Consider the following 24,411-nt stretch of genomic DNA (forward strand, 5'->3'; position numbering starts at 1 on the left):
GGCGCGCTACATCGAGCAACATCCTCTCCACCCAGGGGCAATTTCCCGAGCCTTACCAGTCTCGCGATAGGAGTACCGCGTGAAAACTCACGTCATCACCCGACCTGGTCATCTCCCCACCCTTGTCGCGTCGTTTCTGCATTTTGACCTGAGCTTCATGCTGTGGGTCTTGCTCGGCGCCCTGGGCATCTACATTGCCGAGGACATGGGGCTGAGTCCCGCTGAAAAGGGCCTTCTGGTCGCCACGCCCATCCTGAGTGGGGCTCTGCTGCGCATTCCCCTGGGCCTCTTAAGCGACCGCGTGGGGGCCAAACGAATAGGAGTAGCCATGCTCCTCTTTCTCTTCATACCCCTAACTCTGGGATGGCAAATGGGGAACAGCCTGCCCTCGCTCTTGGCGATTGGGTTGATGCTGGGGACGGCGGGGGCCTCGTTCGCCGTAGCGCTGCCACTGGCCAGCCGCTGGTATCCTCCCGAGCGTCAGGGGCTGGTCATGGGGATAGCCGCCGCAGGCAACAGCGGCGTTGTCATCGCAAATCTGCTGGCGCCACGCCTCGCCAGCGTGATAGGCTGGCACAACGTCCTCGCCGTCGCTATGTTACCTCTGGCGCTCGTGCTGGTTGCTTTTCTTCTCATGGCCAAGGACAGCCCGGACCACGTGAAGGGACAACCTAGCAGCTATTACCTGTCCATATTGAAGTACGGCGACCTGTGGTGGTTCTGCGCTCTGTATAGCGTCACGTTTGGCGGCTACGTGGGACTCAGCAGCTTCCTGCCGCTTTTCCTGCGGGACCAGTACGGGACAAGCCCTGTAACGGCAGGCTATCTGACCGCTATAGCAGCCTTTGTAGGAAGCGGCCTTCGCCCGGTAGGCGGTTATATCTCAGACAAGTTTGGCGGCGTGCGTGTTCTGACCCTTGTGCTGGGAGGCATTGCGGTCACATATGTTCTTGGCTCTCGCCTGCCTCCGCTGCCGATCATGACGTTCTTGCTGGTCCTGGGGATGGCGTGTCTGGGCATGGGCAACGGAGCTGTCTTTCAACTCGTGCCTCGTCGCTTCCACCGCGAGATCGGCGTGGCGACGGGCCTCATCGGCGCAGTCGGGGGACTGGGAGGATTCATACTGCCTAACCTGCTAGGCAACGTGAAACAAGCAAGCGGCTCCTTCAGCGCGGGTTTTCTTATCCTGGGAGGCATAGCGTTTGTTTCCCTGGTGGCGCTTCAGTTCCTGACACGGGGGGACATGGGATGGCGTTCGGCTTGGGCAATGGAGAGGGTGGTACAAAGAGAAAGCGACGTAGATTAGCAGCATAAAGGGAAAGTTCACAAGTCGCCGGCACTTGTGTCGCCACAGTAAATGCGAACGGCGCGTCGTCGTTTGCGTTCCGTAGCCCTTCCTACCAGGAAGGCGGAAGTCAGCGAATCTGGGGGCACCCCTTCGGCTAAGCTCCGGGCAGGACCTGAGCGTGCCCGAAGGGGTTAGAATGTCAAGTACGGCCCCCCCCCGATACATCGGGGCCGCGCGAGCAGGGCGTGCGTTTGACACTCACTGTCCGCGCCGCTAAGATACACAATTGGCTTAACCCTTGCGCGCGGTTTTTCCCCGCATTCCAGCCCGCCAGACAATCTACGAGTTGTGACGCGCCCAGGCGCTCTCTCAGGCGATCTCTGTAAGAAGAGGTGAAACGTGTTCCTGCTGCCCGACGGACGACGGGTTGTCCCGCGCACTGAGCTGACCTATCCCGGCGTTACTCCCTCCATTCTGACCGACAAGTCCGCCGATCCGCTCAAAATGAGCAAGAACGCGATCAGGACGCCCGTGGACCACGTCATGGGCGACATGGAGGACGCCTGCCCCTACGACCTGAAGGGCGAGCCTGTCCGAAAAGCCCTCGCCGAGGCCTTCAATACCCTGGACTTTGGTACGAAGGTGGTCACCTGGCGCCCCAACAACATCCGCTCCGGCCTCTTCGAGGCGGACGTTGACTACATGATGCGCCATGCCGTGGACAAGTTCCACGGCATGATCATGCCCAAGTCCTTCGGCCCGGACGACGTGCGGTACGTCCTGAATATTCTCAACTACTGCGAGCGGGTGAACAAGTGGAAGACCAAGGTGGCGCTGGAGGTCCTGATTGAGACGCCCCGCGGGCTGGAGCAGATAGACGCCATCGGCGCGGAGCTGGAGCGCTCGGGCCGCGGCGCGGGACTCATCTTCGGCATCGCCGACTTCTCCTCGTTCCTGGGTATCGGCAACATCCTGACGGACCAGCACGTCTACTTCGCCTACGCCAAGCAGCGCACCGTCATCGCGGCGAAGGCCCACGGTCTGCACGCCATTGACAACGTGTACACGCGCATCGCGCGGAAGACGGACTTGCCCCAGGCGGTGAAGGATATCGAGGCGGCGCTGCGGGAGAAGAACGCGAAGGCCGCCAATATGGGCATGGACGGCACGTGGGTCATCCACCCGTCCCAGGCGGATATTGCCAATGCCTGCTTCACGCCCACGGACGAGGAGATTGTGACCTACAAGCGGGCGCTGGACCAGTCCAAGAACGCCGGCGGCGGCGCGGTGATGGACCCGCAGTCCGGCGAGATGATTGACGACGCCACAATCCGCATTGCGCTGCAGGCCCTGAGCAAGGCCGCGCAGGCGGGCAAGGTGACGTGGGACTACGTCCGCACCATGAACAAGAAGCTCACGGAGATTACCGGCTACGATATCCTGGGCTCCGGCATGCCACGCTAGAGTCACGGGCGTTTTGCGGACTCGGCTATCGGATTGTCTGGTTCAAAGGGAGATGGGTGGTCGTCATGTCAGCAACATCTGAGACCAGTCACAACATCATCGTCAATGAAGTCCGGCGTTTCGTGGACAAGGAAGTCATCCCCGTCGCAAGCGAGCTGGAGCACCGCAACGAGTTCCCGCAGCACCTGATGGACCAGGTGCGGGACATGGGCATCCTGGGCATGGTCATCAGCCCCCAGTACGGCGGACTGGGCCTGCCGCTAACCACGTACGCTTCCGTCGTGGAGGAGCTCTCGCGCGGCTGGATGAGCCTGGGCGGCATCATCAACACCCACGTCATAGACGGCTACATCATCGAGAACTTCGGCACCGAGGAGCAGAAGAAGCGCTGGCTCCCCGCGCTCGCGGAAGGGGAGAAACGCGGCGCCCTCTGTGTCACCGAGCCCAATGCAGGCTCGGACGTGCAGGCCATTGAGACGACGGCGACCCGGGACGGCGACTTCTACCGGCTGAACGGCACCAAGATGTTCGTCAGCAACGGCCGCCGCGCCCAGTTCTACATGGTGCTCTGCAAGACCAACAAGAACGCCAGCCCTATCACCGCGGGCATGAGCGCCATCTTCGTGGAAAAGGGGACTGACGGGCTCCGGATTAACCGTGACATAGACAAGCTGGGGTACAAGGGCCTGGATACGGTGGAGCTGGACTTCACCGACTCCCCTGTGCCCGTGACTCACCTCGTCGGCGGCAAGGAAGGCGCGGGCATGAAGCAGGTGCTGAGCGGCCTGGAGGTCGGACGCATCAACGTCGGTGCGCGGGCCGTGGGCCTCGCGCGCGCCGCCTTCGACGACGCCATCCAGTACTCCTTCCAGCGCCACAGCTTCGGCAAGCCCATCTTCGAGCACCAGGCCATCCACATGATGCTCGCGGACATGGCGACGAAGATCGAGGCGGCGCACCACCTGGTGCAGTCGGCGGCGGAGAAGAAGCAGCGCGGAGAGCGCAGCGACCTGGAGACCGGCATGGCCAAGCTCTTCGCGTCCGAGGTCTGCCAGGAGATCGTCGTGGACGCCATGCGCGTCTTCGGTGGGTACGGCTACACCAAGGAGATGCGCGTCGAGCGGTACTATCGCGACGCCCCCATGCTCATCGTCGGCGAGGGGACCAGCCAGATACAGAAAATCGTCATCGCCCGCGCCCTGGAGCGCAAGTACAAGCGGGCATAGCGGACGCCAGCAAGAATGCCTCATCCTTCGACGGGCTCAGGATGAGCGGGAACGAGCGGCCGCTCGTAGTGAGCCTGTCGAACTACGAGCCTACATCCCGGAAATGAGAGGTCATGACATGGAGTTCGACGGACGGGACCGGTTCGGCAGATGCCTGGAGGACTTCACGGTGGGTGACGTGTACAAGCACTGGCCCGGCCGCACCATCACCGAGGCCGACGACACCTTCTTCTGCATGCTCACCATGAACCACCATCCCACGCACATTGACCACGCCTATTCCGCCAATACGCAGTTCAAGAAGCCGCTGGTGGTGGGAACCCTGGTGTACAGTGTGGTCTTCGGGCTGACCGTGCCGGACATCTCCGGCAAGGCCATCGCCAACCTGGAGGTGGAGAGCCTCAAACATACCGGCCCCACCTTCCACGGCGACACCCTCTACGCGGAGACGAAGGTGGTGGACGTGAAGGCGTCGCAGAGCCGCCCGGACGTGGGCGTCATCACGGTGGATACGCGCGGCTTCAATCAGCGCGGCGAGACCGTCCTCACGTTTCGCCGCAAGGTCATGGTGCCTCGCCGCGCGCCCACAGCCAAGAAGTAACCTGTTCCCGCTTCCCGCAATGGTGGCTAAGATACACAGGCCCCGCCGAAGCGGGGCCTGTATGCGTCAACGGCTATGCCGAAAGCTGCGTCCGAGAAGGAGGGCCTGTGACTCTCTACCTGACTGAAGACGACGTCCAGCGCCTGCTGCCCATGCCCGAAGCCGTGGCCGCGGTGGAGGACGCCATGCGCCAGCAGGCCCCCGGCGGCGCGGTCAACCGCCCGCGTCAGCGGGTGCGCATCCCCGCGGGAACGCTGCACCTGATGGGCGCCGCCCTGCCGCACAAGGGAGTGCTGGGGTTCAAGGCGTACACGGCCATTGGCCGCAAGATACGCTTCCTCGTCATGCTCTACAGCGCGACGGATGGCAGCCCACTGGCGCTGATGGAGGCTGACCACTTGGGACAGATACGCACGGGCGCGGCCAGCGGCGTCGCGACGAAGTACATGGCGCGCAAGGACGCGAACGTCGTGGGCGTCATCGGCGCGGGGTACCAGGCGGAGACCCAGGTCACGGCCATGTGCGCCGTCCGGCCCATCCGCGAGGTGCGGGTGTACAGTCGCACGCCGGAGCGCCGAAGCGCCTTTGCGCAGAAGGTGGCCCGCCAGACGGGCGTGGCGGTGCGCGCCGTGGACACGCCGGACGAGGCGGTGAAAGGCAGCCACATCCTCGTCACGGCCACGTACTCCCGCGAGCCGGTGTTCAAGGGGGACCTGCTGGAGAAGGGCGTCCACATGAACATCATGGGGGGCAATGCGCTCATCCGGCGGGAGATAGACGACGTGGCCGTGCGCAGGAGCAACATCATCGTGGTGGACTCCATCGAGCAGGCGCGGGTGGAGTCCGGCGACCTCCTCGGCCCGGTGGAGCGCGGCCTGCTGTCCTGGGAGAACTGCCTTGAGATGTGGCAGGTGGTGTCCGGCCACGTGTCGGGCCGCCGCTCGGACGACGACATCACCATGTTCAAGTCGCATGGCATCGCGCTGTGGGACGTGGCGGCGGCCGCCCACGTCTATGAGCAGGCCAAGGCAAAGGGCATGGGGCGGGACCTGGGCATCTAGCGTCCTGTAACTGAAATACGCGCACGGAATTGTCATTGCGAGGAGTCCCGACAAGTCGGGACGACGAAGCAATCTGGAAGAGGGATGGACCTCGCCGCCAGATTGCCACGGCCCTCCTTCGTCGGGCCTCGCAATGACACTGTGACAAACTTCGGGGACACCACACTAGCGCCCTCGTCAAAATTCGCTGGAAAACTTGGGCCGCAGGGCCGCAGGGCGGCCCGCCGGAGGGTCCGGGAGAGCCTGCCCTGAGCGAAGCCGAAGGGTGTCCTCCCGAATCCGTTCTTTCTCTCCCCACTCTCCGCAAGAGAGGGGGACCGAGGGGGTGAGGTCGTCCGCGCGGCGACGACCACCGTGGGTTTGCAGCCCCGCGCCAGTAGTTGTGAACCACTACGATCGCCGATTCTCGTCTCCCACATGACCTGTGCTATGATGGGAAGGCCGTCTCGCGGAGCACGATTCCGCTAGGCCGGCAACATCGGAGAATCTCCCTGGGAGGCTGTCGCTTAGATGCGTCTCTCTCAACTGTTCGGCAAGACGCTCCGCCAGGAACCTGCCGATGCGGAGACAGCCAGCCACCGGCTGATGCTCAAGGCGGGGCTTATCCATCCCATCGCCGCTGGCGTGTACTCCATGCTGCCCCTGGGCCTGCGGGCCTACCGCAAGATCGAGCGCATCATCCGCGAGGAGATGGACGCCGCGGGCGGCCAGGAGCTCTCCATGCCTGCCCTGCAGCCCATCGAGCTGTGGCAGCAGACGGGCCGCCACGGTTCGTTCGGCCAGACGCTCTTCACCCTTCAGGACCGCAAGGAGCGGCTCCTCTGCCTCGCGCCCACGCACGAGGAGGTCGTTACCACCCTCGTCAGCCTGAACGTGCAGAGCTACCGCGACCTTCCACAGCTTCTCTACCAGATTCAGACCAAGTTCCGCGACGAGCCGCGCCCCCGCGCGGGCCTCATCCGCGTGCGTGAGTTCGCCATGAAGGACGCGTACAGCTTCGACGTGGACGCCGACGCGCTGGACGTGACGTACCGGCGCGTCTTCCAGGCCTACAAGAACATCTTCGCCCGCTGCGGCCTGCCAGCCGTGCCGGTGGAGGCGGACTCCGGAGCTATCGGCGGGAAGGACAGCCAGGAGTTCATGCTGCTTGCGGAGAGCGGCGAGGACGAGATACTGCGCTGCTCAGGCTGCGGCTACGCGGCCAACGTGGAGCGCGCCGCCTTCGTGAAGCCGCCCGCGCCGCGGGAGCCGGAGCGCCCGCTGGAGAAGGTCGCGACGCCCGGCAAGAAGACAATCGAGGAAGTCGCGGCGTTCCTGGGCGTGAAGCCGGAGCAGACGCTCAAGGCGGTCTTCTACGCCGCCGACGGCAAGGTCGTCTTCGTCGTCATCCGCGGCGACTTGGAGGTCAACGAGGTCAAGCTGAAAAACGCGCTGAAGTGCGCCGACCTGCGTCTGGCCACGGACGAGGAGGTCAGAGGCGCGGGACTCGTCGCGGGGTACGCGTCGCCCATCGGCGTCACGGGCGTGCGCGTCGTTGGGGACGACTCCATCGCGCTGGGGTCCAACCTTGTTGCGGGGGCCAACCTGGAGGGCCATCACTACAAGAACGCGAACTACCCGCGCGACTTCACGGTGGCGCTGCTGACGGATATCGCGAAGGCGCGGGCGGGCTACATCTGCGCCCGCTGCGGCAAAGCCGCGTTCGTCTCCATGCGCGGCATTGAAGTCGGGCACGTCTTCAAGCTGGGGACTATCTTCAGCGAGAAGCTAGGCGCGTCGTTCCTGGACAAGGACGGGCAGAAGAAGCCTATCATCATGGGGTGCTACGGCATCGGCGTGGGGCGATTGCTGGCTGCTGCTGTTGAGCAGAACCACGACGAGAAGGGCATCGCGTGGCCCGCGCCGATCGCGCCCTACCAGGTGCACATGGTGGGGCTCCAGATGGACAATCCGCAGGTAGGCCCCGTCGCCGAGAAGCTGTACGCCGACCTCCAAGCGGCTGGCCTCGACGTGCTGTTCGACGACCGCGCGGACTCGCCGGGCGTCAAGTTCAACGACGCCGACCTGCTGGGTATCCCTCTCCGCGTCACGATCAGCCCGCGCACGCTGAAGACGCAGAGCGTGGAGCTGAAGCGGCGCATGGAGGCGCAGGCGCGGAACGCGCCGTTGGCGGAGGCGGTGGCCGCGACGAAGCAGACGCTTGACGAGATGCTGCGGGAGGCGACCGGGGCGTAGGTTGTCCTGGTTACACCCGGCAGGAGGAAGCTGTGAGGCAGTCTCTCGCCGCAGTCCGCGCCTTTCTTTCCACCCTTGCCTTTGCGGCTTGCGCGTCCCCCGTGGCCGTCCCTTCGCCGACGCCGTCTTCGAAGCTGAACTTGGGCGCTGAAGCCGGTCTTGCGCGGGCTGCGGCGGGAGCGCTGGCTATTGACCCGCGGGACGATAGACGTACAGCGTGACGTCGCCGCCGAACCGCCGGGTATTAATCGGCTCCGTCAGGAAGCGACCGAGGTCGGGGCTGGCGTAATGCCGGCGGTACAGCTCCATCCACGCCATGTCTTCGCTGCCCGGCCTGAATGCCCGCAGGTCTTGCTCCTCGCTGGCGTACGCCTTCACGACTGCCGGGTCATCCAGCGCGCGCAGCAGGAACGCCACCGCGCGGTGGATATCGCGCCCGTTCACTTTGGCGTCATAGAGGTTTACTCCCTGCCGGTCAGCCAGCTCCGCGACCATCGCCAACGGCGCAATCGAGAAGTTCTGGTAATGCAGCGCCCTCTCGTACCGGGCCATTTCCTCGGGCCAGCTTCCGTCGTCCGCCATTCGCGATAAGGCGTCGTAGTACTTCGCCATGCCCCAGCGAAACAGCTCGACGTCGTTGCTGACGAGGCCGACGGACGTGGCTTCCAGCGCGCGCCACCATGCGTGGTTGTTGCAGCACGCGCTGCGCCCGCCGGGGAAGCCGATCTGTCGGCGGGCGACGCGGCCCAGCCAGCCTTCGATTATCTCACGGTCCGCCGGCGCGACGGCGGGATCGGCGCGGATGACGGAGTACGACAGTGCCGCGGTCGAGGCCGTCCACTCCACGGTGTACCAGGCCTGCGAGCTTTCCGCGGGGTCGTAGTCCAGCAGCGTGTTCGCCCGCGCCCAATCGCGGAGCGTATCCACCATGCACCGGACGTACGACTCTTCGCCGAAGCGGGCGTACAGCGTGGCGAGCAGGGAGAGCCGGTCCTCGAAGGCGTGATACGGCTGCATGGCGGGCGCGTAGGCTGGATTCGCGGGGCCATGCCCGCCGGAAACGTAGAACGGCGGGATGATCATGCGGCCCTTCGGCGGCTCAGGCCGACCGAGGCGCGCGCAGTCCCGGGCGGCGGGTATTGACTTGAGCAGGCGCGGGTCGGTCGTCGTGCGCAGGTATTCCCGGCGCGCCCTTACGTCGAAGAATGATGCGTTGGGGTCTCGGATGACGGCGCGCGCTGCTGCTTCAGCGCTTGCCGGAGTGGGTGTCGGCGCCGGTTGCGGGCGAGGGGTAGGGGAGGGAGCGGGCCACTGCGTTGGACTCGGCGCGACAGCAGGTTGGGGCGTAGCAGGCGGCGCGGGAGCCGCATTGGATGTCGGCGCGGCGACAGGAGTCGGCGGGCGGGCGCAGGAGACCAGCAGCGCCGCGCCGGCAAGCAACGACAGGAGCCGGAACACCATAGTCCGCATGACAGTATGATAGCAGCCCCGCGGAGCGCGGGCGGAGGACGGAGGCTATCCGCGTGGTTCCTATTGACACGGATAGCTCACCCCGTTACGATATCAGTCGGCCCATAACTGAATAGGCCCCTCGCTCTTATCAAGAGTGGTGGAGGGACTGGCCCGCTGAAGCCCGGCAACCGGTCGGCGCGGCGCTCATACGCTGCACGATACGGTGCCAACTCCAACCCCGCTCGAGGGGGACAGATGAGAGCGATGAGAGCAAGGCTCAAAGAGACTTCTCTCATCGGGAGGTCTCTTTTGTTGTCAGAGGATATGAACGCAATCTCCTGGGAAAACGATCGGCTGAAGCTCGTGGACCAGACGCGCCTCCCGCGGGAGCGCGTGTACCTGGAGTGCGCTGACTATTCGAGTGTTGTGATGGCCATTCGAGAGATGCGCGTGCGCGGCGCTCCGGCCATCGGCGTGGCGGGCGCGTACGCCGTGGCGCTGGCCGCGCGGCAACTCGCCGCAGCGTCGCGGCAGACGTTACTGCGCGAGCTGGACCGCGCCTGCGATGAGATAGCGCGCGCCCGTCCGACGGCGGTCAACCTGTCGTGGGCGGTGGAGCGAGTCCGGCGCGCGGCGCATGAGCAAGGCGACGTGGCCGCCATCCGCGCGTGCGCGCTGGCCGAGGCCCGGCGTATTCAAGAAGAGGACGAGCAGGCCAATCGCCGTATGGGGCAGCTTGGCGCGGCGCTCATTCCGGAGCGGGCTACTGTGTTGACCCACTGCAACGCGGGCGCGCTGGCTACGGCGGGCTACGGCACCGCGCTGGGCATTCTGCGCGCCGCGCGAGAGCAGGGCAAGGATGTACGAGTCATAGCTACGGAGACGCGGCCTTTCCTGCAGGGCGCACGCCTGACAGCGTGGGAGCTGCGGGAGGACGGCTTTGACGTCACGCTCATCACCGACTCCACGGCGGGCTTCGTCCTCAGCCGAGGAGACGTTGACTGCGTGGTCGTGGGAGCGGACCGCATCGCCGCCAACGGCGACGTGGCGAACAAGATAGGCACGTACACCATCGCCGTCCTGGCGAAGGAGAACGGCGTTCCGTTCTACGTGGCCGCGCCCGTCAGCACCGTTGACCTGGCGACGCCAAGCGGCGACGCCATCGCCATCGAGGAGCGGCCTCCCGAGGAGGTCACGCACATAGCGGGGGTGCCCATCGCCCCGGACGGGGTGCGCGTGCGGAACCCAGCATTTGACATAACGCCTCACAGGTACGTCACGGCCATTGTCACGGAGCGCGGGATTGTGCGCGCGCCGTACGGGACAAGCCTGGGGCGCTTGCTACGGCAGGCATCGGCGGCTTCCGTGCGCTAGGGCTGCTGAAAAAGGAAAGTCCAGTCCTTCCCCGGAAGGACTGGCGGGGGGCTGGGGGTGTCCCCCAGATACAAGTTTTACCCCTTTCCTAGATAGGAAGGGGGCAGGGGGATGGTCGAAAAGGCTTTTTGATTACCCCGCCAGCGCTGTTCGGGAGAGCGCGGATACGAGCGTCGGACTGATAGAGAGGAAGCTATGGCGCCACGCCAGGGGGGAAAGCTGAAAGAGGGGGAGAGCGACCGGAGGCGCGCCACCATTGCCGTCATAGGCGGCAGCGGCCTGTACCAGATGGACGGTCTGACGGACGTGGAGAATGTGCGGGTCAAGACGCCCTTCGGCGATCCCAGCGACGCCATCATCCTGGGGACGCTGGAGGGGCGCCGCGTGGCCTTCCTTCCGCGCCACGGGCGGGGGCACGTTATCTCGCCCACGGAACTCCCCTCGCGCGCCAATATCTATGCGCTGAAGAGCCTTGGCGTGGAGCGCATCATCTCCGTCAACGCCGTGGGCAGCCTGCGGGAGGACATACGGCCCCAGGACATGGTTATCCCCGACCAGGTCATTGACCGGACAAAGAACCGGGTCAACAGCCTCTTTGAGGGCAGCGGCGTCGTTGTCCACTGCGGCTTCGCCGACCCGTTCTGCGCCGACCTGAGCGGCCTTCTCTACAAAGCGGCGCGGCGGACGCACAGCCGCACCCATCGCGGCGGCACGTACATCGCGATGGAGGGGCCTCTCTTCTCGACGCGCGCCGAGTCCGAGCTGTACCGCTCGTGGGGAGGCAGCGTCATCGGCATGACCGTGCTGCCGGAGGCCAAGCTGGCCCGCGAGGCGGAGATATGCTACGCCAGCCTGTCCTGCTCCACCGACTACGACTGCTGGCGCCCGGAGCACGACGATGTGACAGTGGAGATGGTCATCTCCAACCTGCTGAAGAACGTGGCTGTCGCCAAGGGCGTTCTGCGCCGCCTTATCGCGAAGCTGCCGGCGGAGCGGACGTGCGGCTGCGCGAGCGCCCTTAAGAACGCCATTGTCACGGCGCGGGACAGCATTCCCGCCCGCGCCAGGCGAGACCTGACCCTGTTGCTTGGGAAGTATGTACAATAAGATGGCGCTTTGACCTTAATGGCGAGGGAGGGGAGCACCATGGCGACCAGTAAGCGGCAGCCGCGGGAAACCGGCGAGCCTTTTGCAAGGATATCGACTGAGGAGGCGAAGAAGCTCATTGACAAGGGCGGAGTCCAGGTCATTGACACTCGCCGTCCGGACGAATACGTGCTTGGACATGTGCCAGGCGCCAAGCTCATTCCGGTGGACGAGTTCTTCACCCGCTCCGGGGAGGTGGACAGCGGGAAGCCCGCCCTGTTCATCTGCGCGACCGGCGTGCGCAGCGCCCTGACCTGCGAGATGGCGGCGGCCCTGGGCTTCGACGCCTCGTTGCTCTACAACGTCGAAGGTGGGACGGAGGGGTGGATCGCCTGTAGCTACCCTGTGAAGAAGGGTAAAGATGCATAGCCCTCGGCGAATTGTTGGTGATCAGAAGCGTCCGGGACGGTGCCCGGCAAGATTTCTCCAGAGAGGAACTCATGAATAAACGGAAGCGCATGGCTACCCTCAAGCACCGCCACCGGCAGCAGATACTCAAACTTCGCAAGAAGTCGCTGCGGGCCACCGGCGGTCCATCGGTCAAGGCCCCCGTAACGGCCGCCGTCAGGGCCCCCGTTCCCGCGCACCGCGCCCCGGCGCCCGCGGCTGCGGCGCCACGTCCGCACGTAGCGCGGCCCCGTCCGCCCGCTCCGGCCAAGGCGGCGCCCCCGGAGAAGCCCGTGGAGAAGCCGGTTGCTGAGAAACCCGTTGTGGAAAAGCCCGCCGTGGAGAAGCACCCCAGGGCGCGTCCGGAGCATAAGCCCGCCGCCGAGCCCAAGGCTGCGGCTGAGACGAAGGCTCCCGCGGAAGCCAAGCCCCACGCGGAACCCAAGGCGCCCGCTGAGAAACATGCCAGACCTGCGAAGGCCAAGACCTCCGAGGGAGAACAGGCGGCCAAGGACAAGTCGGCGCCCTAGCGCGATGAGGAATGTCCGCACCGCCGCCATCCCTTCAGTCCAGGGTGGGTCAGACCTGTACCCACCACTGGTCAGGGCTTTGCTTGACCCGGGGGCCTATTCCCACCCGGTCCAGACCGTCGAGCTGGTGCAGACGCACATTTCCTACATCTTTCTGACTGGGCAGGACGTGTACAAGGTCAAGAAGGCGGTGGACTTCGGCTTTCTGGACTTCACCACCCTGGAGAAGCGGCGTCACTACTGCCAGGAGGAGTTGCGGCTGAACCGGCGCCTCTCGCCGGCCGCGTACAAGGGCGTCGTGGAGGTCACCCGCCACGGGGATGCGTACCGCGTCGGCGCGCCGGGCGAGGTGGTGGAGTACGCCGTGCACATGGCGCAGCTTCCGCGCGACCGCATGCTGGACGCCCTTCTGCGCCGCGATGAGGCAACGCCCGACATGGTGCGGCGGCTGGCCGAGAAGACCGTCGAGTTCCACCGACGGGCGGAGACCGACCCGGAGGTCGCGCGCTTCGGCAGTCCGGATGCCGTTCGGTTCAACTGGCGGGAGAACCTGGCGCAGACGGAGAAATACGTGGGCACGACCATCGCCGAGCGCCAGTACCGCGACATGGGCGCCTACGCCACCCGCTTTGTGGATGCTCAGACGCCGCTTTTGGAGCGCCGCATGGCGGAAGGGCGCGTGCGCGACTGCCACGGCGATCTGCACACGGCGCAGGTCTGCTTCACCAACGGCATTGAGGTCATTGACTGCATCGAGTTCACTCCGCGCTTCCGCTGCATTGACGTGGCCAGCGAGGTCGCCTTCCTGGCCATGGACCTGGACTTCAACGGGCGTCACGACCTGTCCCGCCTGTGGGTGGACACCTACGTGGAGCTGTCGGGGGACGGCGAGCTGCGGGAGCTGTTGCCATTCTACAAGTGCTATCTGGCCTATGTACGCGGCAAGGTGGCCAGCTTCCAGGTGGACGCGCCCGATGTGCCCCCGCCCGCGCGGGACAAGGCCCGGGAGACGGCCCGTCGCTACTTTGACCTGGCCCATTCCTATACGCAACCGTTGGGGCGGCCCGCCATCTTCATCACCACGGGTCTCGCGGGCACGGGCAAGACGACGCTGGCCCGTGACCTGGCGCGGAGACTGGGCGTGGAGGTGGCCTCGTCGGACGTGGTGCGCAAGGAGATGGCCTCCGTCCCGTTCACCGAGCGCCACTTCGACCCGTTCAATCGGGGGTTGTACCGCCCGGAGATGACGGAGAAGACCTATGACGCCCTCGTCGAGAGGGCGCGCCACGCCTTGAAACGCGGGCAGTCCATTATCCTGGACGCCTCCTTCCGGGAAGCCCGCCATCGTCGGCAGGCCGCCGCCGCCGCGGATGACGCGGGCGCCGCGTTTTACGTGCTGGAGGCCGTCTGCCCGGAGCCGCTGGCGCTCCGCCGTCTGGAGCGGCGTCTCGAACAGGGAGCGTCTGCGTCGGACGCGCGTGCCGAGATCTACGAGGCGCAGAAACGTGCCTTTGAGCCGATAGCGGAAGCGGACTCGGTCCATCACATGGTGGTGGACACGTCGCGCCCCCGCGGGCAAGTCATTGACCACGTCCTGCGGAGGCTGCCGCTGGAGGCGCTGGCGGGAGTGAAGGGGTAGAAATTATGCTCCTCTGTGCAAAGGAGAGGAGCCGGAATCCGGTGTGAGAGAGTGACGGATGACATCGAAACAGAGGTTCAGGGGAGACGTTCGTGATATTGGCCTCGCCCGTGACGGCGAACTGCGGATCGAGTGGGCCGCCCGCGAGATGCCCGTCCTGGGCCTTATTCGCCGCCGCTTCTCCAAGGAGAAGCCGCTCAAGGGCGTTCGACTCTCCGCCTGCTTACACGTGACCACGGAGACGGCCAATCTGGTGCTCACCCTCAAGGAGGGTGGCGCCCAGGTGGCGGTCTGCGCCTCCAATCCCCTGTCCACTCAGGACGAGACGGCCGCGGCGCTGGTCGCAAGCTATGGTATTCCCACTTTCTCCATCAAGGGAGAGGACAACGATACGTACTACCGGCATATTCACGCCGCGTTGGAACACAAGCCGCAGATCACTCTGGATGACGGCGCTGACCTGGTGGCGACTATCCACAAGGACCGGCGCGACCTGCTTCCGGGCGTCCTGGGCGGCACCGAGGAGACGACTACGGGCGTCATCCGGCTGCGCAGCATGGCCCAGGCCGGAAAGCTCCTGTACCCCATCATGGCGGTCAACGAGGCGGACACCAAGCACATGTTCGACAACCGCTACGGCACGGGCCAGAGCACCATTGACGGCATCACCCGCGCCACCAACATCCTGTGGGCGGGCAAGACAGTCGTGGTCGTGGGCTACGGCTGGTGCGGGCGGGGCGTCGCCCTGCGGGCAAAGGGCCTGGGCGCGCACGTGACCGTCGCGGAAGTGGACCCCATTCGGGCGCTGGAGGCCATGATGGACGGGTACTCCGTGGCGCCCATGGCGGAGTCGGCCAAGGTGGGGCACATTTTCATCACGGTGACCGGCGACATCAACGTGATCTCCCGCCAGCACATCACGACGATGCGGGACGGCGCTATTCTGGCCAACAGCGGGCACTTCAACGCGGAGATAGACATCCCCGGCCTGGAGTCCCTGGCGAAGGGCAAGCGGCGCGTCCGGCCGTTCGTGGACGAGTACACGCTGCAAGACGGCCGGAAGGTGTTCCTCCTGGGCGAAGGCCGCCTCATCAACCTGGCCGCCGCCGAGGGGCATCCCGCCAGCGTGATGGACATGAGCTTCGCCAACCAGGCCCTGTGCGTGGAGCGTCTGGCCGGGGGCCAGACTAAGCTCGCACCGGGCGTTTACTCGGTGCCCAAGGAGATTGACCAGGAGATCGGTCGGTTAAAGCTACAGTCCATGGGCATCACTATTGACGTCCTGACGGACGAGCAGCGGCGCTATCTGGAAAGCTGGGAAGCCGGTACCTAAATTCCCGTACCGGCCTTCCTGTAACAAGGGAGGGCTTGCTCATGGGTTACAGCTTCATGGAATCCCCGTCGTACCTGTACACATCGGAGTCGGTCACCGAGGGCCACCCCGACAAGATGTGCGACCAGATCTCCGACGCCATCCTGGACGCCATCTTCTCGAAGGACTCCCAGGCCCGCGTCGCGTGCGAGGCCCTGGCGACGACCGGCCTCATCGTCGTCACCGGGGAGATCACCACGTCCACATGGATAGACATGAGCAAGGTGATCCGCGATACCGTCCGCGCAATCGGCTATACGCGGTCTGACCACTATTTCGACGCCGATACCTGCGGCATCATCCTGTCCATCAAGGAGCAGTCCAGGGACATCGCCATGGGCGTGAACCAGGCCCTGGAGGCGCGTGAGAAAGGGCTGCCCAGCAGCAACGGCGACGAGGACTTCGACAAGATCGGCGCGGGCGACCAGGGGATGATGGTGGGCTTCGCATGTCGCGAGACGGACATGCTGGAGAATGACGCCGGCAATCCCCGGATTCTGATGCCTCTGCCCATTTACCTGTCCCACCTTCTCACCAAGCGCCTGGCCGAGGTGCGCAAGGACGGCACGTTGCCCTACCTGCGTCCCGACGGCAAGTCCCAGGTCACGGTGGAGTACAGCAAAGGGAAGCCCAAGCGGGTCACCACAGTGGTCATAGGGGCGCAGCACAGCGCGGAGGTGGACCACAGCACCATCGAGCGCGACATCATCGAGTACGTCATCAAGCCCGTGGTGCCCAAGCACTTGCGGGACAAGGACACGCGCTACTACGTGAACGCCACGGGGCGCTTCGTCATCGGCGGCCCGATGGGCGATGCCGGCCTCACGGGGCGCAAGATTCTGGTGGACACCTACGGCGGCGTGGCCCGGCATGGCGGCGGCGCATTCTCCGGCAAAGACCCCACAAAGGTGGACCGCACGGGCGCCTACGCCGCCCGCCACGTGGCCAAGAACCTCGTGGCGGCGGGCCTGGCGGACCGATTGGAGATCCAGGTGGCCTATGTCATCGGCAAGGCGCACCCCGTCTCCATCTCCATCGAGACGTTCGGCACGGGCAAGGTCAGCGACGAGATCATTCTGGAGCTGATCAACAAGCACTTTGACCTGCGGCCGGGCGCGGTCATCCATAACATGGAGCTGCGTCGTCCCATTTACAAGCAGACGGCTTCCTACGGGCATTTCGGTCGCGAGGACCTGGACCTGCCGTGGGAGCGGACGGACAAAGCCGCCATTCTGCGGCGAGAGGCGGGCCTCAGCCCTCTCAAGCCCGCGCCAGTGGCGTAGGCGACAGGGAATAAGAGCCGACCTATGGCGGGCTCCACCGTCGCACGGGCGCGCTCACAGGGTCTCCACTACGCGTGGGTGGTCCTGGCTTGCGCCGCCGCGATGGCGGTTGTCGCCGCGGGCATCCGGAACTCTTTTGCCGTTCTCGTTGACCCTCTGGTCGCCCAGTACGGCTGGAGTCGGGGAGACATATCCGTCGCTTACGCGCTCGTGTACCTGTCGGCGGTGCCACTGTCCTTGCTGGCGGGAGCTGTGGCGGACAAGTATGGCTCTCGGCGGGTCATTCTGGCGGGCTCCCTGGCATTTACCGCGGGCATGCTGCTGACTGGCACGGCGACGCAACTGTGGCAGTTCTACGTCTATTACGGCGTTCTGCTGGGTGGTCTTGGCACGACCATCTTCACAATGCTGCTGCCCGTTGTCCTGACACGCTGGTTCCACGCGCGGGTGGGGATGGCCCTCGGCTTCATGTGGGTGGCGGTGGGCCTTGGCCCGGTCATTCTGCCATTCCTGCTGCGCTGGGTCATCTCCCTTGTGGGGTGGCAACAGGCCTTTACGCTGATAGGCATCCCCACAGGGGTGGTCCTGCTCACGGCGGGCTTCCTGCTGCGGAACAAGCCGGAGGACAAGGGCCTGATGCCCTATGGGCTTTTCGCAGGCCAGGGCCAGGCGGCGGAGACTGCGGCGACGCCTCCCGCGGATGCCGTGACCTTTGCCCGGGTGCGTTCCAACCGCTCCTTCTGGTTTCTGGTGCTGGTCCACGCGCTGGGTTGCGCGGGACACTCCATCATTCTGGCCCACGTGGTCTCCATGGCCACGTTGCAGGGAGTCCCCGGCCTCGTGGCCGTGGGCGTGCTCAGCGCCATCTCCGGCGCGTCCATGGTGAGCCGCTTCGGCATGTCCATGGTGACCGAGCGGATGGGCGCGCGCTTCACGCTGGCCGTCGCGCTGCTGCTCCAGACTACGCCGCTCGTGCTGCTCTTCTGGGCGAGCGATACATGGGGCTTCTATCTCTTCGCGGTGCTCTTCGGCTTCGGGTTCGGGGGCGAGATGGTGGGCTTCCCCATCATCAACCGGCAGTTCTACGGCGAAAAGGCGCCTCTAAATCGTATCTATTCGTTTGAAGTCGCGGGTGCCATGATGGGCATGGCCTTCGGCGGATGGCTCGGAGGCGCGCTGTTTGACCTGAGCGGGTCATATACATGGTCGATTGTCGCGGCGCTGGTCTGCGGCTACGCCGGGCTTGTGCCTGTTCTGCTGCTGCCCGCTCACCAGCCGGGCCGGCTGGTGGTCGCGGCGGCGACGTCCGCCGGAGCGCATCAGGCGGCCACCCACGCCCGCTAGTCCACATTTTGTCAGGGAGACCGTAGCTATGAGCGACACCACCCCCATCAAGTTCGGCACCGACGGATGGCGCGCCATCATCGCCGAGGACTTCACGTTCGAGAACGTGCGGGCCTGCGCGCGCGGCACGGCGCTGTACCTCCAGGAGCGCGGCCTGGCCTCGCGCGGGCTGGTCGTGGGATACGACACGCGCTTCAGCTCTGAGCACTTCGCCGCCGCCGTGGCGGAGGTGGTGGCCGCGAGCGGCGTCCCGGTCTATCTCTGCGAGCGGGCCGCGCCCACCCCGGTGGTCAGCTACAGCATCGTGGCCCAGAAAGCGGGAGGGGCCGCCATCATCACCGCGAGCCACAATCCGGGCATCTGGAACGGCTACAAGTACAAGCCGGAGTACGCGGGCAGCGCCTCGCCGGAGGTGGTGGCCCGTCTGGAGCAGCTTATCGCAGCGGCCAGGGCCGGGGGCCCGATACCGCGCATGCCCCTGAGCGAGGCGGAAGCAAGCGGGCGCGTCCGGCGCATTGACCCGGAAGGGCCGTACATGGAGCACGTCGCGCGGCTGGTGGACCTGGAGCGCATCAGAAAGGCGGGCCTGCGCGTGGAGGTGGACCCCATGTACGGCGCGGGCGCTGGCTACCTACGGAAGTTGCTGGCCCACGATGCATCGGGGCTGGCGGGCGGCGCCACCCGCGTCCACGAGCTGCATGGCGAGCGCAACCCCATCTTCCCCGGCATGCGTCAGCCAGAGCCTATCGCCGACAATCTGCACGACTTGTGTAAGGCCGTGGTGCGGCGCAAGGCGGACGTGGGCCTGGCCACGGACGGCGACGCCGACCGCGTGGGCATGGTGGACGAGAACGGCGTCTTCCTGACGTCCCTACAGGTCTTCGCGCTGCTGGCCCTGTACATGCTGGAGGTGCGCGGCGAGCGCGGCGCCATCGTGAAGTCGGTGACGACCACCAGTATGCTCTATAAGCTGGCGCAGCTTTACAACGTGCCCATCTTCGAGACGCCGGTGGGGTTCAAGTACATCGGCCCCATCATGGAGCGCGAGAAGGCGCTCATCGGCGGCGAGGAAAGCGGCGGGTTCGGCTTCCGCGGGCACATCCCGGAGCGCGATGGCGTGCTTGCCAGCCTGTTCCTCCTCGACCTGATGGTGCGGACGGGGAAGTCGCCCGCGAAGCTCATCGAGTACCTGTACGGCAAGGTGGGGCCGCATCACTACAAGCGCATTGACCTGCCGTTTGACGCGACGCGGCGCGACTCCGTGGTGCGGCGCGTGTCCGACAGCAGGCCGTCGGCGCTCGATGGCGTCAAGGTCGCCACCACGGACACGACGGACGGCTTCCGGTTCGTGCTGGAGGATGGGGCGTGGCTGCTCATCCGGTTCTCCGGCACGGAGCCGCTGCTGCGCATCTACGGCGAGGGCCCCAGCCCAGAGCGCGTGGAGCGGCTTCTAGACGCGGGTCGCAAGATGACGGGAGTGTAGGCCGCCGTGATTAACCTGGACACGCCGGATATCTATCGTCGTCTCGACCCGTCCGGCCTGGGCGGGCGCATCGCCGGGATGGCGCGCAATTGCAGCGACGCATGGTCGGCGGCGCAGGCGTTCCCCTTGCCGGAGGACTACCGCCGCGTGGAGCGGGTCGTGGTGCTCGGCATGGGCGGCTCCGCCATCGCGGGAGACCTGCTGGCCGACCTGTGCGCCCATCTGGGCGGGCCGTCGGTGCTGGTGCACCGCGACTACGAGTTGCCGACCCGGTGGGTGAGCGACAGGACGCTGGTGGTTGCGTCCAGCTATTCCGGCAACACAGAGGAGACCCTCTCCGGTTTCCGGCGCGCCCTCGCCAGTCGCGCCTCCCTCGGCGTCAAGCTGCTGGCCATTACTCGCGGCGGCCAGGTCGCGGCCCTGGCGCGAGAGAGTGGCGTTCCGGTCTTCCCCATTCAGTTCGAGGGGGAGCCGCGCAGCGCCCTGGCGTGGGGCTTTCTGCCGCTGGTGGCCTTCACCCAGAAGCTGGGCATGGTTGCTGACCAATCGGCGGCTGTGCGGGAGGCCACGGCCCTGCTGGACCGGCTCGCCGCGGAGCTGGGGCCGGATGCGCCTGAGTCGCGCAACCCCGCCAAGGCGCTCGCGCGGCGGATGCACGGCAAGCTCCCCGTCATCTACGGCGCGGGCCTGCTCACGAGCGTGGCGCGGCGGTGGAAGACCCAGGTGAACGAGAACAGCAAGGCGTGGGCGTTCTTTGAGGTTCTGCCCGAGCTGCACCACAACGCCGTTGTGGGCTTCCCGCTCCCCGAGAAGCTGCGCAAGGACACGCTCGTGCTCATGCTGCGGTCGCCGCTGCTCCACGCGCGCACCCTCCTGCGCTACGCCATCACCGACGACATGCTGACTGAGGCGGGCGTTCCGCACGAGACCGTGGACGCGCGGGGGACAAGCCCGCTGGCCCAGATGCTGTCGGTGACGCTCCTCGGCGACTACGTCAGCTACTATCTCGCCATGCTGAACGGGATAGACCCCGCGCCCGTGCCGGTCATTGACCGGCTGAAGCGGCGCTTGACCGAAAGCGGCCAGTAGCCGCGGTGCTTCGGGCAGTGCCTCGGAAAGGCAGCGTGAAGGTCTCCACTCGCAGCGGCGCAAGGGCTTTCGCTTTCTTGTGGCTTTGTCTGGTGGCCGCGCTTGTCCTTGCGGCGTGCGGCCAGGCGGCGCAGCCTGCGCCAGCGCCGCCGGAGGTCGTCCAGCGGGGCGCGCGGCTCTACGGCGCCTACTGCCAGAGCTGCCACGGCGACGCGACGGGCGGCGTCATCCAGGACTATCCTCCCGTGCACAACGCCAACGGGCACACCTGGCACCACCCCGACTGCGTGCTGGTGCGGATTACTGTGGAGGGAGTGCCTCCGTCGCCTGGCGCCCCGGCTGACGCGCCGCGCATGGAGGGGTTCAAGCTCGCCACGGACGACGTGAAGGCGATTCTGGCCTACATGAAGACCTGGTGGACGGACAAGCAGCGCGCGTTCCAGGCCGACGTGACCCGGCAGTCGTGCTAGTGACGCGATGGTTCTGATATACTCGGCGTGTGGGTTTGCGCTCGTCCAATAGGCGCGAACGACGGAGTACGCCATGAAATTGAAGGTTGTGGTACACGAGGCGGAAGAGGGTGGCTACTGGGCGGAGGTGCCCGCCATCCCTGGCTGCGCCACGCAGGGGGAGACCTTTGAAGAGCTGTTGCACAACCTTTACGAGGCGGTGGAGGGCTGTCTCTCCGTGGACATCAAGAAGCCAAAGGCGCGGGCAAAAAGCAAGGTGCGGGTCCTCGAAATAGCCGTATGAAGCCCGTATCCGGCGAGGCGTTTGCGAGGATCGTGAAACGCCACGGCCGGACATTGTTGTAGCATTCATGTCGATTACCACATTCATCTATTAAGACGTCGCATGAAGTATTATCCCCCAAAGTTGTCAACACTGCTTAAGGGACTCGAAAGTTCATATGAGCGATTCATAAAGGTTCAGGCAGAACGAGATACGTCTGACACGTTCATTGCGTTATTCGAGACGTTGAATTGGGTAGTGAGCGTCGACGACTGGATAAAGCACATGTCGGATAGCGGAAGGGAATGGTACACAAACTTTGGGGAGCAAAGAGGCTTGATTGTGCCAGCTCTCAGATATGTACGTGCCAGAGTTCATCATCAATGGGCTCATGCACTTTATTTGGATCCTGAAGGCGCAGAGTTCCCGATAGTTTTTCCAACAGGGTTCCATGAATGGTGCTGGCGTGATTCCAAAGAACTGCCATCTCCTGATAAAGGACATGAGTACGCTAGAGGCGAAATGGCATACGACAGTTTATTGGCTCATAAAGCTGCGCGTCATACGTTGCAAGCCGTGCTTGGTCTTGTTCACGACCAAACGACTTCTTCACCATGACGCAAAAACAAGGGCGATATACTTAGACAACTAATTCTCCCGAACTCAATCTGAGAAGGCGGGTATCACTCGGCCTATTCGCCTACCTCCTGACTGTCCACTGTGCGGGTAGGCCTGTTACCTCTCTCCGTACCTCCACCACGCGCGGCAGGCCCGCAAGGTCCGGCCACACGCGCACTGTAGCCTGCGGGAAGGCCGCGCGCGCCATATCCGCCACCGTGTCCGCGTGCGCCTCATTGACCTCCAGCAGCAGCGCGCCGTCCGGCTTCACCTTCGTCGGCGCCGACCGCAGCAGCCGCGCGATGGCGTCCGTGCCGTCCGGTCCGCCCAGGAGCGCATCCCGCGGCTCGTGGTGTAGCTCAGGAGCCAGGCCGGGGTAGTCGCCGTCGAGGACGTAGGGCAGGTTGGCGACGAGCATATCCACAAGCTCGGGCAGCGGCTCCGCAAGGTCGCCGCGCAGGAGGGTGACGCGGCGCGCGACTCCGTGGCGGCGCACGTTCCGCTCAGCGACCGCCAGCGCGCCAGCGGAGGCATCCGTGGCGTACACGCGGGCCGCTGGCAGGTGCACGGCCAGGGCGATGGCCACGCACCCGCTGCCCGTGCCGATGTCCGCCAGCACCGCGCGCTTGCCGTCCCCTCCGAATCGCTCGCGCACCGCGCCCACGGCCCGCTCCACCAGCATCTCGGTCTCCGGCCTCGGTATGAGCACGCGCGCGTCCACGGCGAAGTCCAGGCCGAAGAACTCCTTGCGTCGGGTGATGTAGGCCAGAGGCTCGCGGGTGAGGCGGCGCTTCACCAGGCGCTTGTAGGCTTCCGCCCTGTCGTCGGGCAGTCTGTCGGAGAGGCGCGCGTAAAGCTCCGCGCGATTCTTGCCGATGGCGTGGCAGAGGAGGACTTCTGACTCCAGGTAGTGCTCATCAATGCCGGCGGACGCGAGGGTGACGCGGCCCCACTGGAGGGTCTCCAGGTAGGTCACACGAGGCTCTCCGCCAGCTTGCGCTCCTGCTCGTCCGCCTGAAGCGCGTCAATCAGCTTGTCCAGGTCGCCGTCCAGCACCCCCTCCAGGTTGTGGACGGTGATGTTGACGCGGTGGTCGGTGACCCTGTTCTGAGGGAAGTTGTAGGTGCGGCCCTTTTCGGAGCGCTCCGCCGTCCCCACCTGGGCGCGGCGCTGCTGCGAGACCTGCTCCTCCTGCTTGCGCCGCTTGATCTCGTACAGGCGCGCGCGGAGCAGGGCCATGGCCTTCGTCTTGTTCTTGAGCTGTGAGCGCTCGTCCTGGCAACTGGCCACGATGCCCGTGGGCACATGAACGATGCGCACTGCCGTGGCCACCTTCTGCACGTTTTGCCCGCCGTGGCCGCTGGCGTGGAAGATGTCAATGCGCAGCTCGTCGGGGTTCACCTGCACGTCCACCTCGTCAATCTCCGGGAGGACGGCCACGGTGGCCGTGGACGTGTGGATGCGGCCGCTGGACTCGGTGGAGGGCACGCGCTGGACGCGGTGGACGCCGCTTTCGTGCTTCAGGCGGCTGTAGGCGCCCTTGCCGTGGACCTCAAAGGTGATCTCCTTGAAGCCGCCGATACCGATGGCGCTGGTGTTGATGACCTCCGTCTTCCAGTTATGCCGTTGCGCGTAGCGGCTGTACATGCGAAAGAGGTCTGACGCGAACAGGGCGGCCTCGTCGCCTCCCGCGCCGGCGCGGACCTCAACGATGACGTCCTTCTCGTCGTTGGGGTCCCTGGGCAGCAGCCCGCGGTGCAACTCCTCGATGAGGCCGTTGCGCCTCTTCTCCAGCGCGTCCGCCTCCTGGCGGGCCATGGCGCGCATCTCCTCGTCGCCACTCTCCTTGACCAGGGCCAGCGTGTCCTGCAGTTCCTGGTCCACCTTGCGGTAGGAGCGGAACTGGTTGACCACGTCCTCAATGGAGGCGCGTTCTTTCGCCAGGGTCTGCACGCGCCCGTAGTCGGTGGCGAGGGCGGCGTCCGCCATCTGGCGCTCGATATCGTTATAGCGCCTCTCGACGGATTCCAGTTTGGGCAGGAACTGCTTGATGTCGTCCATAGTCTTGTGAAAGTCTCTCTTCCGTC

22 protein-coding genes and 1 riboswitch are annotated in these 24,411 nt (G+C 65.4%); of the genes, 19 read left to right on the top strand and 3 right to left on the bottom strand.

Annotation, left to right across the window (positions count from 1 at the left end; genetic code table 11):
* Positions 1-79: 79 nt before the first annotated feature.
* The 6 genes from Q7T26_07080 to Q7T26_07105 all read left to right on the top strand — a co-directional run bounded on the left by Q7T26_07080 (position 80) and on the right by Q7T26_07105 (position 7,875).
* Positions 80-1,306, top strand: coding sequence for a nitrate/nitrite transporter (locus Q7T26_07080; GenBank protein ID MDO8531915.1), 1,227 nt, complete (start codon positions 80-82; stop codon positions 1,304-1,306).
* Between the two features lie 381 nt (positions 1,307-1,687).
* Positions 1,688-2,752 (top strand): CoA ester lyase, encoded by a 1,065-nt coding sequence (locus Q7T26_07085; GenBank protein ID MDO8531916.1) that lies wholly within the window; start codon positions 1,688-1,690, stop codon positions 2,750-2,752.
* Between the two features lie 65 nt (positions 2,753-2,817).
* A complete protein-coding gene (locus tag Q7T26_07090; protein ID MDO8531917.1) occupies positions 2,818-3,978 on the top strand; it encodes an acyl-CoA dehydrogenase family protein in 1,161 nt (386 codons plus the stop codon).
* A 118-nt stretch (positions 3,979-4,096) separates the two neighbouring features.
* A complete protein-coding gene (locus Q7T26_07095) occupies positions 4,097-4,579 on the top strand; it encodes a MaoC family dehydratase (protein MDO8531918.1) in 483 nt (160 codons plus the stop codon).
* Between the two features lie 107 nt (positions 4,580-4,686).
* Positions 4,687-5,640 (top strand): ornithine cyclodeaminase family protein, encoded by a 954-nt coding sequence (locus Q7T26_07100; GenBank protein MDO8531919.1) that lies wholly within the window; start codon positions 4,687-4,689, stop codon positions 5,638-5,640.
* Positions 5,641-6,150: 510 nt separating this feature from the next.
* The gene (locus tag Q7T26_07105) at positions 6,151-7,875 is read left to right on the top strand and encodes a proline--tRNA ligase (protein MDO8531920.1); all 1,725 of its coding nucleotides are present in this window, start codon (positions 6,151-6,153) and stop codon (positions 7,873-7,875) included.
* Between the two features lie 186 nt (positions 7,876-8,061).
* Here the strand turns inward: Q7T26_07105 and Q7T26_07110 are convergent, their stop codons facing one another.
* Positions 8,062-9,345: an alginate lyase family protein gene (locus Q7T26_07110; protein ID MDO8531921.1), complete on the bottom strand. Its 1,284-nt coding sequence runs from the start codon at positions 9,343-9,345 to the stop codon at positions 8,062-8,064.
* Between the two features lie 124 nt (positions 9,346-9,469).
* Positions 9,470-9,589, top strand: a riboswitch (SAM riboswitch).
* 2 nt (positions 9,590-9,591) lie between these two features.
* Between Q7T26_07110 and mtnA the strand changes: the two genes are divergently transcribed.
* The 13 genes from mtnA (at position 9,592) to Q7T26_07175 (ending at position 22,324) form a co-directional block, all read left to right on the top strand.
* Positions 9,592-10,701 (top strand): S-methyl-5-thioribose-1-phosphate isomerase, encoded by a 1,110-nt coding sequence (gene mtnA / locus Q7T26_07115; GenBank protein MDO8531922.1) that lies wholly within the window; start codon positions 9,592-9,594, stop codon positions 10,699-10,701.
* Between the two features lie 195 nt (positions 10,702-10,896).
* On the top strand, positions 10,897-11,808 hold the full coding sequence (gene mtnP, locus Q7T26_07120) for an S-methyl-5'-thioadenosine phosphorylase (GenBank protein MDO8531923.1): 912 nt from the start codon (positions 10,897-10,899) through the stop codon (positions 11,806-11,808).
* A gap of 39 nt (positions 11,809-11,847) precedes the next feature.
* A complete protein-coding gene (locus tag Q7T26_07125; protein MDO8531924.1) occupies positions 11,848-12,216 on the top strand; it encodes a rhodanese-like domain-containing protein in 369 nt (122 codons plus the stop codon).
* A gap of 71 nt (positions 12,217-12,287) precedes the next feature.
* The gene (locus Q7T26_07130) at positions 12,288-12,764 is read left to right on the top strand and encodes a hypothetical protein (GenBank protein MDO8531925.1); all 477 of its coding nucleotides are present in this window, start codon (positions 12,288-12,290) and stop codon (positions 12,762-12,764) included.
* Positions 12,765-12,768: 4 nt separating this feature from the next.
* Positions 12,769-14,403 (top strand): AAA family ATPase, encoded by a 1,635-nt coding sequence (locus Q7T26_07135; protein MDO8531926.1) that lies wholly within the window; start codon positions 12,769-12,771, stop codon positions 14,401-14,403.
* A gap of 58 nt (positions 14,404-14,461) precedes the next feature.
* Complete coding sequence (gene ahcY / locus Q7T26_07140; GenBank protein ID MDO8531927.1) at positions 14,462-15,736, top strand: adenosylhomocysteinase; 1,275 nt, start codon at positions 14,462-14,464, stop codon at positions 15,734-15,736.
* Positions 15,737-15,792: 56 nt separating this feature from the next.
* On the top strand, positions 15,793-17,058 hold the full coding sequence (gene metK, locus Q7T26_07145) for a methionine adenosyltransferase (GenBank protein ID MDO8531928.1): 1,266 nt from the start codon (positions 15,793-15,795) through the stop codon (positions 17,056-17,058).
* 24 nt (positions 17,059-17,082) lie between these two features.
* Positions 17,083-18,402: an MFS transporter gene (locus tag Q7T26_07150; protein ID MDO8531929.1), complete on the top strand. Its 1,320-nt coding sequence runs from the start codon at positions 17,083-17,085 to the stop codon at positions 18,400-18,402.
* 28 nt (positions 18,403-18,430) lie between these two features.
* Positions 18,431-19,885 carry a phosphoglucomutase/phosphomannomutase family protein gene (locus tag Q7T26_07155; GenBank protein MDO8531930.1) on the top strand — a complete coding sequence of 485 codons (1,455 nt, stop codon included), beginning with the start codon at positions 18,431-18,433 and terminating at the stop codon, positions 19,883-19,885.
* A gap of 6 nt (positions 19,886-19,891) precedes the next feature.
* A complete protein-coding gene (locus Q7T26_07160; GenBank protein MDO8531931.1) occupies positions 19,892-20,974 on the top strand; it encodes a bifunctional phosphoglucose/phosphomannose isomerase in 1,083 nt (360 codons plus the stop codon).
* 35 nt (positions 20,975-21,009) lie between these two features.
* Positions 21,010-21,444: a cytochrome c gene (locus Q7T26_07165; protein MDO8531932.1), complete on the top strand. Its 435-nt coding sequence runs from the start codon at positions 21,010-21,012 to the stop codon at positions 21,442-21,444.
* A gap of 73 nt (positions 21,445-21,517) precedes the next feature.
* A complete protein-coding gene (locus tag Q7T26_07170; GenBank protein MDO8531933.1) occupies positions 21,518-21,727 on the top strand; it encodes a type II toxin-antitoxin system HicB family antitoxin in 210 nt (69 codons plus the stop codon).
* 102 nt (positions 21,728-21,829) lie between these two features.
* The gene (locus Q7T26_07175; GenBank protein MDO8531934.1) at positions 21,830-22,324 is read left to right on the top strand and encodes a hypothetical protein; all 495 of its coding nucleotides are present in this window, start codon (positions 21,830-21,832) and stop codon (positions 22,322-22,324) included.
* Between the two features lie 82 nt (positions 22,325-22,406).
* Here the strand turns inward: Q7T26_07175 and prmC are convergent, their stop codons facing one another.
* A complete protein-coding gene (prmC, locus tag Q7T26_07180; GenBank protein MDO8531935.1) occupies positions 22,407-23,300 on the bottom strand; it encodes a peptide chain release factor N(5)-glutamine methyltransferase in 894 nt (297 codons plus the stop codon).
* On the bottom strand, positions 23,297-24,385 hold the full coding sequence (prfA, locus tag Q7T26_07185) for a peptide chain release factor 1 (GenBank protein MDO8531936.1): 1,089 nt from the start codon (positions 24,383-24,385) through the stop codon (positions 23,297-23,299). Before prfA ends, prmC begins: the two co-directional genes overlap by 4 nt.
* Between the last annotated feature and the right edge of the window lie 26 nt (positions 24,386-24,411).

The sequence above is a fragment of the Dehalococcoidia bacterium genome (genome assembly GCA_030648205.1).
Taxonomy (GTDB): Bacteria; Chloroflexota; Dehalococcoidia; order JAUSIH01; family JAUSIH01; genus JAUSIH01.